Annotated in this window: 10 protein-coding genes and 2 rRNA genes; 5 read left to right on the top strand and 7 right to left on the bottom strand. The window is 47.7% G+C overall.

The window, feature by feature from the left end:
- The first annotated feature begins 181 nt into the window (after nt 1-181).
- Entirely contained in the window at nt 182-1,054 is an 873-nt protein-coding gene (locus ACMV8I_RS11100; protein ID WP_498865270.1) for a winged helix-turn-helix domain-containing protein, read from the top strand.
- Between the two features lie 567 nt (nt 1,055-1,621).
- Here the strand turns inward: ACMV8I_RS11100 and ACMV8I_RS11105 are convergent.
- The 5 genes from ACMV8I_RS11105 to ACMV8I_RS11125 all read right to left on the bottom strand — a co-directional run bounded on the left by ACMV8I_RS11105 (nt 1,622) and on the right by ACMV8I_RS11125 (nt 6,925).
- Nucleotides 1,622-1,894, bottom strand: a complete 273-nt coding sequence (locus ACMV8I_RS11105) for a helix-turn-helix domain-containing protein (protein ID WP_498865271.1) — start codon at nt 1,892-1,894, stop codon at nt 1,622-1,624.
- 26 nt (nt 1,895-1,920) lie between these two features.
- Nucleotides 1,921-2,853: a fimbrial protein gene (locus tag ACMV8I_RS11110; RefSeq protein WP_498865294.1), complete on the bottom strand. Its 933-nt coding sequence runs from the start codon at nt 2,851-2,853 to the stop codon at nt 1,921-1,923.
- A gap of 94 nt (nt 2,854-2,947) precedes the next feature.
- Complete coding sequence (locus ACMV8I_RS11115; RefSeq protein ID WP_498865272.1) at nt 2,948-3,685, bottom strand: fimbrial biogenesis chaperone; 738 nt, start codon at nt 3,683-3,685, stop codon at nt 2,948-2,950.
- Between the two features lie 51 nt (nt 3,686-3,736).
- Nucleotides 3,737-6,208: a fimbria/pilus outer membrane usher protein gene (locus ACMV8I_RS11120; protein WP_498865273.1), complete on the bottom strand. Its 2,472-nt coding sequence runs from the start codon at nt 6,206-6,208 to the stop codon at nt 3,737-3,739.
- Nucleotides 6,209-6,346: 138 nt separating this feature from the next.
- A complete protein-coding gene (locus ACMV8I_RS11125) occupies nt 6,347-6,925 on the bottom strand; it encodes a fimbrial protein (RefSeq protein WP_498865274.1) in 579 nt (192 codons plus the stop codon).
- A gap of 598 nt (nt 6,926-7,523) precedes the next feature.
- Between ACMV8I_RS11125 and acs the strand changes: the two genes are divergently transcribed.
- The 4 genes from acs to ACMV8I_RS11145 all read left to right on the top strand — a co-directional run bounded on the left by acs (nt 7,524) and on the right by ACMV8I_RS11145 (nt 12,655).
- Entirely contained in the window at nt 7,524-9,485 is a 1,962-nt protein-coding gene (gene acs, locus ACMV8I_RS11130) for an acetate--CoA ligase (RefSeq protein WP_498865275.1), read from the top strand.
- A gap of 54 nt (nt 9,486-9,539) precedes the next feature.
- A complete protein-coding gene (locus ACMV8I_RS11135; protein ID WP_498865276.1) occupies nt 9,540-9,851 on the top strand; it encodes a DUF485 domain-containing protein in 312 nt (103 codons plus the stop codon).
- On the top strand, nt 9,848-11,515 hold the full coding sequence (gene actP, locus ACMV8I_RS11140) for a cation/acetate symporter ActP (RefSeq protein ID WP_498865277.1): 1,668 nt from the start codon (nt 9,848-9,850) through the stop codon (nt 11,513-11,515). The genes ACMV8I_RS11135 and actP overlap by 4 nt, the downstream gene beginning before the upstream one ends.
- 156 nt (nt 11,516-11,671) lie before the next feature.
- The gene (locus ACMV8I_RS11145) at nt 11,672-12,655 is read left to right on the top strand and encodes a zinc-binding dehydrogenase (protein WP_498865278.1); all 984 of its coding nucleotides are present in this window, start codon (nt 11,672-11,674) and stop codon (nt 12,653-12,655) included.
- Between the two features lie 147 nt (nt 12,656-12,802).
- On the opposite strand, the gene rrf is transcribed toward ACMV8I_RS11145, so the two are convergent.
- Together rrf and ACMV8I_RS11155 are read right to left on the bottom strand one after the other, a co-directional pair.
- Nucleotides 12,803-12,918, bottom strand: a 5S ribosomal RNA gene (rrf, locus tag ACMV8I_RS11150).
- Between the two features lie 122 nt (nt 12,919-13,040).
- A 23S ribosomal RNA gene (locus ACMV8I_RS11155) occupies nt 13,041-13,279 on the bottom strand; the annotation flags it as partial.

Here is a 13,279-nt window from a genome sequence, read left to right on the forward strand (position 1 = left end):
GTTTAAGATTTCGGGAAAGTCACGTGTAAAAAATTATGACAAAACTCTATTTTATAAATAGAACAGTTTATACTGGCTGGCAGCATTCTCAGTATATAAAGGGGGAACGCAAACTTAAGTGAACTTAATTACCTAATGCTGTGAAACGTAGGATCTACAAGACAAATAGAAAGGGACGCATATGAATTATCTAATTGAGAATAAAATAGTCTTCAATCCGGAGGATAACTCACTTTCATTACTGAATGATGCTGAAAGTAAAATCACCGTATCTAATCCTGCGCGAAGAGTATTATCACTGTTACTTGAGCAACATGGTACCGTTGTAGAACGTGAGACATTCTTTAAAAAGGTATGGGATGACTATGGGTTAACAGCCAGCAATAATAATCTCAATCATTGCATCAGCAAATTACGTAAAGTGATTGTCACACTGGGTTATCTCGATGAGTTTATCGTCACTGTACCTAAAGTCGGCTTTACCATAAGAAAAGAACGAGATATTACGTCACAGCTCGGGATAACCGTTGCACAGGAGAGAACCGCGGCACTACCAGAGGAAACACTAACCGCGCCTGAAACCCCGGATGTTGCAAAAAAAGCAGCCCCCACAGAAACGGCAGAATCAGAACAACAGAGTGCATCATTGTCAGCAACCAAAAAGATAAACTATAAATATCCTTTTATTTTCAGTGCATTTTTTCTGTTCTCATTTTTTGCGTGGGTTTTTTACACGCTGCATGGCGTGATGTCCGATCCCAAAGCAAAGCTGCAGATTAGCAGAATCGGAGCCTGTGAACTGTATTCTACGGCCCCGGTATCTCAGTCCAGAAAAGAGAATTTCATTCAACTAGCACAGACATTCATTCTGAAACAGAAGATAACCTGCACACCTGGAGATATTCTCATATTCCAAGGTGAGCAATTCACGGCCCCGATTAACACGAGTTCAGTCCGTGTTTTCATGGCACAGTGCAGCACGAATGGCGCTCATAAAGTTAACATTTGCATCAGCTATTATGTGAATGACAGGACAACGAATGATAAGTTTTAAAAAATGGCCATCACTAGGTCTGAAAATAATCATGTTGACATTAATACTGGCTTGAGCATTATTTTCAGTGGTTCTATACGATTCATTAATCAAAAATGACAAGTTCGTACTTCCTGTAAAAACCATATGCAAAGGAAATATTATCGTAGAGACCAATTATGATAATCAAAGGGCCAAGATGAAAAGTTCATTTTATCTTAGCTTTCTTGATAAGAATAAACCCTGGTATCTCTGAGCGGAACGGGATATTTATATGATAATAACGATAAGGTTATCGAACGAAAGGCCATAATGCGGAATATTTATTATAACTATATCTATGAGAGCAAACCTACAGACACCTATTCACTGACCAGCACCCAAATAAATATCAATAGCGTAGATAATATAGACCAAAAAATGTACTCACTTTTATTAATTAACAGTTTTTTCCTGATCGGCCATACGGACACTATTGTCCTGAAAAAATACGATGTTAACACTATGCTTATTGAAAGTAATTTTTCTCCGATTGCGATATGTGTATTTAAAAACAAGCGCTGAAACCGGCAATTCTATTTGTACTTTTCATTTGTAGTACAGGTAAAGATGGAAACCGCAGGCCTGCGCATAGCGCGCCAGTGTATTGAAACCAGCCTGAGCAGGACGCTTCTCAAGGCGTGTGATCGCGGGAGGCGTTACACCGAGTCGTCTGGCCAGCTCGGTTTTACTCAGGCCCGCATCCTCCCGTATGGTTTGCAGCATCGTATGAATCTGAGCTTCAGCGATAAGCTCCGGCGCCCTTACGGAGTAACGAGGCTCTTCCAGCGCCTGAGCGCGCAATTTAGCCGTTCTTAACATGTCGTTCTCCCTGTTCTGAGATGAGATCAGTAGTAGTTAATCTTGACGATCACTGACGCATCAAACTGCCCAAGTGAAAGCGTCTTTCCTGGGATCGTGCTGAGTTTTGCGGTGAAATTTTTGGTGACCTCATTAACGTTGTTTAGCTCAGCAAAGTTGTCATAGCGATTAAAGGTAATGGCCTGATCTTTATCGTTATAAAGCATAAGTTTAGCGCCATTCGATAAATCAATTGCGGTATTATCCAGTAACGGGCTGGCGGTCGAGAACTCAGCCTGAAGGGAGAAATTATCGAGACATCCCTGCTTCACCGCCTTGATAGCGAACGGCAAAGATATACCCGAAGAACGTGACAGGGTGGTGCTTTGAATCGAGCCAAAATCAACGATCTGCGATTCCGGATAGACTTTTAAGTCCGAGCCACAGGCCAGGAAACGAATCCCCTGCAAACCCGACAGGTTATATTTGAGGTTTTTCGCCCCCGGTGTTTTATTGATACCCCGGCTGCCATCAAGCTGGAATACCGTGAACTGATCGGTGCCCTGATAATGTCCGCTGGAAGGCGCATTGCCGCTGACCTTGATGTACAAACGGAACGTGACATTGACAGTAACGCTCTGTCCTTTTCTTATCGGCGCACTATTGGTGCTCAGGCGTTGTTCGTTCTGCTCAAGATCTTGTCCGTTGTAACTCACACCGAGCAGCAATCCCTCACCGATCGACTGGGATTTTGGATTGAAGTAGAAATGCACAACGTCAACGATGGAACCGAGCACGTTATTGCAGTACGCGGTGACGTTGATGTCGTTCGATTCCCAGACTTTGGTTCCGACGGGTACATTCGCCGGTATGGCCAACTGCCCCACAGGAATGGCCGGTTTATCCACTATATTGGTGCCTTTCTCTACGCAGTCGAGCGCCAGCGCACTGTGGTAAAATAGGGAGATCAGGATGAACATCGCTACCCGCCACCATGTTACTCGATAAATTTCAGGCATAACCATTCCAACCTTTCAGATAAAAGTAATGACAAATAAAGGGTTAACTCAGCCTTCATTTGTTTTCATCCTTGCTTTTGCGCTCACATTGCACCGCAGAACATGAGTACTGATTGATCTGCAAACCACCGTAGTCATCCATATAACCGAGACTGTACGCGGTACTGATATACTGGCTTCCCGTGAGTGACTCAGTGGCAAACGGCGCCAGCATCACGCTGTCGAAACCCGGTAGATTACCTTTGTTGTCTTTGCCCAAGTATCCCACGGTGATGTAAAACGGCGTTGGGTTCGTCAATTTCAGCCCGTCGCTCAGACGGCTGACCTGAAGCTGCTCCTGCCAGTTGCCCTTCACCCACTTGCGCAATTCAACAGGACGGAAAAACAGCTTTACCCGGCTTTGAATCGCCACCTGCATGACGTTTGCCATGTCGCTCTTTGGCGGCACCTCACGCACATTGAAATAAAACAAAGACTCACGGTCTTTAGGCAACGCGGCGGTTTCAGGCAACTGAAGGATGCGGACCTGACTCTTCTGACCGGCATCAATACGCTGCATCGGCGGCAGAGCGACCAACGGAGACGTGATTTTTTCGCTCTGCGCATTCTCCAGCCAGACCTGCGCCAGATACGGTAAACTCTTGCTTTGATTTTCCAGCATCACGCTGACCGATTTATCACTGGCGTTGTAAATGATGCGCGTCCGGTCGAGATTAACGGCGGCGAGCACCGGCTGGATCACTCCTGCAATCATGAGTAACGCGCCACTGAGTCGTAATATTGGGTTGTTCATCCGGTCATTCCTTTCCTGATTGGATCCGATTTCATACTGTTGCTTGCACGCTTACGTGCAAGGTAATAAAACCTGGCCGCTTTGGGTGGCGGGCAGTGGCGGCACCTGAATGCCGCACTGGTTTTCATCTCCCCAGCGCACGGTCAGCGCTTTCTCACCAGACACCCCGGCCAGATAGGCCAGCCCGCCGTCGCCGATCAGTCCCGCTTCAAAACCGGAACTGTTGTCAGTGACGGATGCACCCAGCGGCGGATAACTGCCATCGGCCAGGCGGATCACCGCCATCAGCCGCTCGCCTTTAATCGCGCGAACTTTACGGAAACCTATCGCGCCTTCTGTCAGCGTCTTACTGACCACTGAGCTGTACACTTCCACGTCGTCCGGTAAATGGTTTACGTCCACGCGGATATCAGAGGTCTGATAGCTGGAAACGCCGTTGACTACCGCAATCCCGTAATCGTTCGTGACCGATGCGCCGTCGCTGATCGGAATGCCTTTCACGCCGGTAGACACCATCATTCGTGGTTCACTACCCGCGCTGCTTTGATGTAATGCCGCGCCAGCTGCGGTCGCCGTCAGCGAGCCATACCAGTTGGCATTCACCGAGCGATAATCGTTATTCTTCACGCTACCGTTCACGCCAAACTGACCGTAAGGCGACATGTGCTGGTAGTTAGCACGGAAGGTACCATCGCCTTCTTGCAGGTCAGAGCTGTCGCCGCCCGCGCCGACGCGCCAGCTGTTATTCGGATCCTGACTGTTGTAATACGACGCGGTTTGCGAGAAGCCACTCTGCGAATCCTGCTGCGCGTCATAACTGATTTGTTGCCCTGAAGACAGCGGCAGGCTAAATGACAGGAACATCTGGTTTTCGTCGGTATCACGGTATTTCAGCTTACTGGCGGAGAAAGTGGCTGAAATACCGGTAAACCGTCCGATGTCGAAAATCTTGCTCACTGACACGCTATAGTTGTTATTCGGATCCTCATTCCAGTAAATCTTGTGCGTGGCCGACAGATACAAGGTGATCGCTGGCCATGCCAGATACTGGTTGGCGGTGACCGTGTAAGTTTGTTTATCATCACGGGAATAGCCGTCACCGTTCATCTTGTCGAGATACTGGCTGAACGACATGAAGGTTTTCTCCGTGAAACGATAACCGGCAAAGGTGATCTGGCTGCCCGTGGAATCAAACCGCTTGGAGTAGTTAGCGCGGTAGCTGAAACCTGTTTGCTTGCCTGCGACAGGTATCGTTGCCGATGAGCGCGTCACGTCGAAAGATACCGCACCCAATTTTTGCAGGTTTTGCCCGACGCCCAAAGCCTGCGCCTGATAGTTACCGGTGGTGGAGATCAGCCCGCCATACAGTGATAAGTCATTCATCGCACCCCATGACATTTCACCACTGTAAAAACCTGGCTGTAAAACATGGTTGTTACTGCCGGTCGTCGGTTTCCCCATAGCGGTCTTAAAGCGTACCTGTCCTTTACGGGTCAGGAACGGAATGGTCGCAGTCGTGACCTGATAAGTGGTCACGCTGCCATTCTCTTCTTCGATCTTAACGTCCAGCGCGCCTTGCACGGCTTCGGTCAAATCCTGCACCACAAAAGGCCCTGGCGAGACGTTGGTCTGGTAAATCACTCGACCGTTCTGGCTAATACTCACTTTGGCATTAGTTTTCGCGATACCCGTTACTTGCGGTGCATAACCGCGCAGGGATGGCGGCAACATCCGCTGATCGCTGTTGACGGAAGCACCGACAAAAAGAAATGAATCAAAGATATCCGAGTTTAAATAAATCTGACCGCCGGTCAGCTGCGCGCCAATGGAAGGCAATGCACGAAACAAATAGGTTTGCGTCCAGGTGAATTTATCGTTAGCAGGGCTGCCTGACGTACGCGAGGCAGCATACTGATAATCAGCACGAGCACGCCACGGACCCAGATTGAAACCGGTGGTACCGTAACTGCTGAGACTGGTGGAACTGGCACCTTGCTGTGGCATGTACTTACTGCCCAGTAGGTTGTAATCTAGCAAAACGCCATTGATACCCTCATCCCACTGCGAAGGCGGCACCCAATTCTCATCATGAAAGGTCAACCAAGCCTGCGGGATGCTTATATTCAGCGTTTGTTTTTCCTGATCGTATTGCGCAGTCACTTCCTCCTGCTGATCAAGAGAGGTACATTGACCCTGATGCCAAAGCGTGAGCTTTGCGTGCGCCTCTTTAGTCAGATCGAATTTATCGACCAGAGAAGGTGGTAAGCACAATCGGCTGTATTTATTATTAGATGTGTTGTCATCTGTCGGAATATACTTAATGAGGCTTTGGTCACCCAGAGTGTGGCTATTCAATACCACATCTAACAGGTATTCGCCGGGTGCGATGTAATTAGCGGCCTGAAAACGTGAGAGATCAATATTATTGCGGTCGGCAGAATCAATAACGTTTACGTTAAACTCGACAGAGAAGCTTTTGACGGAAATTAAGCACCCTAAAAAGAAGAAAATACACCAAGTCATTATTTTCTTTACTGCTAATGCTCTGCCAAAGACAAACAACATAATTACGCCACTTTTTTTATTTTTATAGATCCAGCACGGAACCCCGATGCACCCGAAAAATAAAGGGGAGAAAACTCCCCTTAATAAAAAAGACGATTATTTATAGTTCAGGGCGTAAGTTGCCTGAGAAACAATAGTACCGGTTGAGACTGGCTGAGTGTTGGATTCAACACGCGCAGCAAATACCAGCTCGTTGTTACCAGTGACCAGGTTGATGTCTTTAGAGGTATCACCGACTTTCAGCAGATCGCCGTTCGCATCAATCAAACGAATGCCCGCGCCTTTCGCACTGCCGGTATTAGCCAACAGTTCAGCTGCGCTGCTGTCAGGCGTGCCAGCAAAAGAAACTGCCACTTTTGACATAGCCGGATATTCCACGGAACCAGCCGTTTGCGCAGTCAGATTACAATCTTGCAGATGAATGGTGTAGTTAACGTTCTGAGAATACTTATTGCCGCTTTCCAACACCTTATTCGCTACCTGGCCCATATTGACGTTAATGTCTTCATCGCCTGCTGCAATTGAACAAGGTGCGTTAATAACAGTACCCGTGAAATGAATACGACCAGAACCCTGATCGGTACCCGTAGGAGGAGTCTCGCCTTCGGCAAAGGCTGAAGCAGAAATAAAGGCAGATAAAGCAATAATCAGTGTCTTGTTCTTAGCGTTAAACATAATTTGTCCTTGAGATTTAACGGTATTTATTAAGCCATTAGCTATTAAGCGATATTTTTCGCTGTACCGAAGAGAGCACCCCTCTCTTTCCAGATCAATATACTGATATTTGATTTTTAACGTTATAATAATTTTCATAATGAAAATGTTAAGAATTTTATCCTTTTATTAATATTTAAATCTCACCTTTATGAAGGTGAGTTAACTTATAGGTAAAAATTATTAACATTAAATATTACAAGACGAATGAAAATCACTCCGATTAATGAGTCAAATTAAGCTTTAATTAACAATTAATTTACTTACGAATTAAATTAATTTTACATTTGAGCATTTTTTGACACAATTTTCGCAGCAGAGAGCAGAAAAAACCTCACACAGATCAAAAATATTCCGTATGAAAAATATTCAAAATATCGCCAAAGATCATTTTCGCTTTCAGGCCTCTCTCATTATTTATCCAGTTCATGGAGGGCAGACATCTTGCAGGTTTATCGCCACTTGCGTGATCTGCTCTCCAAAAAACAAACAAAGCCCCCAGGCAAACTACACTTAACCCTTGATTGACATATGATTAACAAATCAAAGGAGAAAAACGATGAGCCATGTTTACAAACACCCGATTCCTGCTTCTATTGCAGAACATACCCTGATCACACCTGAGAAATATCAGCAGTATTATCAACAGTCGGTAGAGCATCCGGACCAATTTTGGGCTGAGCAAGGCAAAATTCTCGACTGGATTAAACCTTATACAAAAGTCAAAAACACCTCGTTCGCACCGGGAAACATTGATATTCGCTGGTTTGAGGATGGCACGTTAAATCTGGCGGCAAACTGCCTGGATCGCCACCTTGAAAAAAACGGTGACCGCACTGCACTGATATGGGAAGGCGATGACCCAAAAGCAGAAAGTAAAAAGGTTACTTATAAACAACTGCATCACGATGTATGCAAATTCTCCAATGTCCTGAAAGGCCTTGGTATTAAAAAAGGCGACGTCGTGGCTATTTATATGCCAATGGTCCCTGAAGCCGCCGTAGCCATGCTGGCATGTGCACGTATCGGTGCCGTACATTCAGTGATCTTTGGGGGGTTCTCACCAGAAGCCGTGGCGGGACGAATTGTTGACTCCAACTCGAAACTGGTGATCACTGCGGATGAAGGCTTACGTGCCGGACGCACTATTCCCCTCAAGCAGAACGTCGACGATGCGCTGAAAAATCCTGCGGTCACCAGCGTGACCAACGTCGTGGTATTTAAACGCACAGGCAAACAGGGTGAATGGCATGAAGGCCGGGATATTTGGTGGCATGACGCAATAAAAGGAGTTTCAGCCGATTGTCCGCCGGAAGAGATGAATGCCGAAGATCCGTTATTCATTCTCTATACCTCAGGCTCTACCGGCAAACCTAAAGGCGTATTGCACACCACCGGCGGTTATCTGGTTTATGCCGCCCTGACCTTCAAGTACACCTTTGACTACCATGACGGTGATATCTACTGGTGTACCGCCGATGTCGGCTGGGTGACGGGTCACAGCTATCTTCTTTACGGCCCACTGGCTTGTGGTGCAATTTCGCTGATGTTTGAAGGTGTGCCGAATTATCCTGCACCGAATCGCATGGCGCAGGTTATCGACAAGCATAAAGTGAATATTTTATATACCGCACCTACGGCGATCCGTGCGCTGATGGCTGAAGGTGATAAAGCCATTGAAGGAACAAGCCGCGAAACACTGCGTATTATGGGTTCAGTCGGTGAACCCATAAATCCGGAAGCCTGGGAGTGGTATTACAAGAAAATTGGCAACAGTAAATGCCCGATCGTCGATACCTGGTGGCAGACCGAAACCGGCGGGTTCATGATAACGCCGCTGCCGGGGGCTACCGAACTGAAAGCCGGTTCGGCAACCCGTCCATTCTTCGGTGTACAACCAGCGTTAGTGGATAATGAAGGTGTACCGCAGGAAGGTGTGTGCGAAGGCAATCTTGTCATCACCGATTCATGGCCGGGTCAGGCCCGCACACTGTTTGGTGATCATGACCGCTTCGAACAAACTTATTTCTCTACCTTCAAAAATATGTACTTCAGCGGCGACGGCGCCCGCCGGGACGAAGATGGTTATTACTGGATAACGGGCCGTGTGGACGACGTATTGAATATTTCCGGCCATCGTCTGGGTACTGCCGAGATCGAATCCGCATTAGTCTCACACCCAAAAATCGCAGAAGCTGCCGTTGTTGGGATCCCCCATAGCATTAAAGGCCAGGCAATCTATGCCTATATCACCCTCAATCATGGGGAAGAACCATCGGCCGAGCTCTACTCCGAAGTGCGTAACTGGGTACGCAAAGAAATCGGGTCGATTGCCACACCGGATATTCTCCACTGGACCGATTCATTACCGAAAACTCGCTCGGGGAAAATTATGCGCCGCATACTGCGCAAAATTGCCACCGGTGATACCAGCAATCTGGGAGATACCTCGACACTGGCCGATCCGAGCGTCGTCGAAAAACTGTTGGAAGAAAAACAATCAATGAAAGTGCCGTCCTAATTTTCACCGCCCTGGCGCGGTGAACTCTATCAATGTCTCAAAGGAGTCACTGAGATGAATGATCTCATTTATCAAAGAGTTGTAAATAATCCGCGTTTCAACGAGTTAGTCGAAAAACGCAGCCGCTTCGCGTGGCTGCTTTCTGGTATCACTCTGGTGATGTACGTCGCTTTCATTTTCCTGATTGCTTTTGAACCTCAATGGCTTGGTACGCCCCTGTACGAAGGTGCAACCATTACCCGTGGAATCCCTGTTGGTGTTGGGCTGATTGTTATTTCTTTTTTACTGACGGGAATTTACGTCTTTCGTGCGAATGGTGAGTTTGACCGCCTGACTGCCGACATCATCCGTGAGGTGAACCCATGAACGCCCGTCGTTTAGTGCTGATCGTGCTCACGGGTTTACTGGCTCTACCATTAAACGCACTCGCGGCGGAAGGTATTGCAGGTGAGGTGAAAAAGCAGCCGCTGAATATTGAAGCGATTGTAATGTTCGTTTTATTCGTTGGCGCGACCTTGTACATCACGTACTGGGCTTCGAAACGTACGCGCTCACGTCAGGATTACTATACCGCGGGTGGGCGAATCACTGGCTTGCAAAACGGCATGGCCATTGCGGGCGACTTTATGTCCGCAGCATCCTTCCTGGGCATATCGGCACTGGTTTATACCTCAGGTTACGATGGTTTGATTTACTCGATTGGATTTTTGATTGGCTGGCCGATCATTCTGTTTTTGATCGCGGAAAGGCTGCGCAATTTGGGGAAATATACCTTCGCTGATGTTGCTTCATACCGCCTGAAACAAAAACCGATCAGAACGTTGTCGGCTTGTGGTTCTCTGGTAGTGGTGGCGCTGTATCTGATTGCGCAGATGGTCGGGGCGGGGAAATTGATTCAGCTGCTGTTCGGTCTGAATTATCACGTCGCAGTGATCCTGGTAGGTATTCTGATGGTGCTTTACGTCCTGTTTGGCGGCATGTTGGCGACCACCTGGGTGCAAATTATCAAGGCGGTTTTGCTGCTCGCCGGCGCAACCTTTATGGCCGTGATGGTGATGAAGTCAGTCAACTTCAACTTCAATACCCTCTTCCAACAGGCAGTTGCTGTTCATCCAAAAGGTATCGCCATTATGAGCCCTGGCGGACTGGTTTCTGATCCAATATCAGCACTCTCTCTCGGATTAGCCCTGATGTTTGGGACAGCAGGTTTACCCCATATTCTGATGCGCTTCTTTACGGTAAAAGATGCCAAAGAGGCACGCAAAAGTGTCTTCTATGCCACCGGATTTATCGGCTACTTCTATATTCTGACCTTTATTATCGGTTTTGGCGCCATCGTGCTGGTAAGCGCCAACCCGGCGTTTAAAGATGCAAGCGGTGCACTGCTCGGTGGGACCAATATGTCTGCGGTCCACCTTGCTGATGCCGTGGGCGGCAGCTTCTTCCTTGGCTTTATCTCCGCCGTTGCCTTCGCAACAATTCTGGCGGTAGTCGCAGGACTTACACTAGCGGGTGCATCTGCGGTATCGCATGACCTGTATGCAAGCGTTATTAAAGATGGCAAAGCAACGGAGAAAGATGAACTGCGGGTGTCAAAAATCACTGTCATGCTTCTGGGCATTGTTGCCATCCTGCTGGGAATACTGTTCGAGAAACAGAATATCGCCTTCATGGTCGGTCTGGCTTTCTCTATCGCCGCGAGCTGTAATTTCCCCGTCATCCTGTTATCCATGTACTGGGGAAAACTGACCACCCGAGGTGCAATGATTGGGGGCTGGCTAGGTTTATTGACGGCAATTATCCTCATGATACTTGGCCCGACAATTTGGGTACAAATATTGGGGCATGCTAAACCCATTTACCCTTACGAGTACCCTGCCTTGTTCTCAATGATTGTGGCGTTTGCAGGTATCTGGTTGTTCTCAATTACCGATCACTCCCGCGAAGGTCAGCTCGAAAGAGAGCGCTTCCATCCACAGTTTGTTCGCTCTCAGACTGGTATCGGTATATCCCAAAGTTCAGAGCACTGAGCATCCAATACAGCCGGAGCCTTCACGGCTCTGGTTTTTTCAATGATGTGTGCTTTGGTTGTCTGCCAGACAATTCTGTAATACCTGCTCATCCATTGCCCATTGAGCCAGAGTAGTGAATGCTATTTAGTCTTAACTCAAGACAAGGAGGCAAAAATGTTCACGACCGAAGCCTGGACATGGCAAGAACGTTCAGAACCGGGGGCGCTGGAATTCAAAAAAACCGCACTCTCCGCTCTCAAAGCCGACCATGTATTAATTAAAAATAAAGCCGTGGGTTTGAACCCCGTGGACTGGAAGATTTTGGAGAGTCCTCCTTCAACATGGCAAACCGGGCATACTCCCGGCGTGGATGGCATGGGGGAAATTATTGCTCTCGGATCAGCAGTGCAGCATCTACGGATCGGCACGCGAGTGGCCTACCATACGGATTTACGCTTTACGGGGAGCTTCGCGCGTCATACCGCAGTGGCTGCTCACGCGCTAATACCTATTCCAGAGACCTTAACAGATAGTGTAGCGGCCGCTTTTCCGTGTCCGGCAATGACCGCATGGCAGGCCATGAAGCGTGTCCCGGAACTGGCGGGGAGTTCTGTACTGATTAATGGTGCAGGTGGAGCAGTCGGTGGAATATTGACGCAGTTGCTCACCCAGGCGAATGCTCGCGTATACGCTACGTCCAGTGAACATCATCACTCACTTTTAAATCAGAAGGGAGCACTGGAGATATTTGACTATCATCAGTCAGACTGGCACGGGAAATTACAGTCAGCACTTAAGGGCCATTCATTACATGCGACTTTCGACATGGTGAGTCAACAAAGCGCAGAGTCCCTTGGTTACTTACTCGGTTATTATGGACACCTTGTCTCAGTACAGGATCGGATTGAGAAATCCCCTGTACCACCATTCAGTACCAGTATTTCACTGCATGAGATTGCGCTTGCGGCTATACATATACATGGTACACCCGCTCAATGGCAACAATTGACCGCAGCTGCAGGGCAAATGCTTGAACAGATCTCACGTGGAGAATTGCTCATGCCAGCAATTAAAACAGTTGCCTTTGCCGCATTACCTGACGCTTTAGATGAAATGAAAAATAATAACAACGGAGTCAAATATGTTGCTGAACTTTAGAATTACCAGGCTCTAAAAAGCAAAAAGGCCATTTAAATAATGGCCTTTTTGCTTGAGCTTGTTATTTCCACTTACTTATTACAACACCCTAAATTCCCCATAGCAAAAAACCCCAGTCTTTCGACTGAGGTTTCTCACTTATTTGATGCCTGGCAGTTCCCTACTCTCGCATGGGGAGACCCCACACTACCATCGGCGCTACGGCGTTTCACTTCTGAGTTCGGCATGGGGTCAGGTGGGACCACCGCGCTAGTGCCGCCAGGCAAATTCTGTTTCATCCATGCCACCCCCCCTCTCTCGACGGCAGGCCACACGAACCAATCTCGGAACAATCGCTGAAAATTAAATTATATCGTCTCTCAAACCAAAACACCTTGGGTGTTGTAAGGTTAAGCCTCTCGGGTCATTAGTACTGGTTAGCTCAATGCATCGCTGCACTTACACACCCAGCCTATCAACGTCTTAGTCTTAAACGTCCCTTCAGGGAGCTCGAAGCTCCAGGGAAGACTCATCTCGAGGCAAGTTTCGCGCTTAGATGCTTTCAGCGCTTATCTTTTCCGCATTTAGCTACCGGGCAATGCCATTGGCATGACAACCCGAACACCAGTGATGCGTCCACTCCGG

The sequence above is a fragment of the Ewingella sp. S1.OA.A_B6 genome, assembly GCF_049889095.1.
Classification (GTDB): domain Bacteria; phylum Pseudomonadota; class Gammaproteobacteria; order Enterobacterales; family Enterobacteriaceae; genus Ewingella.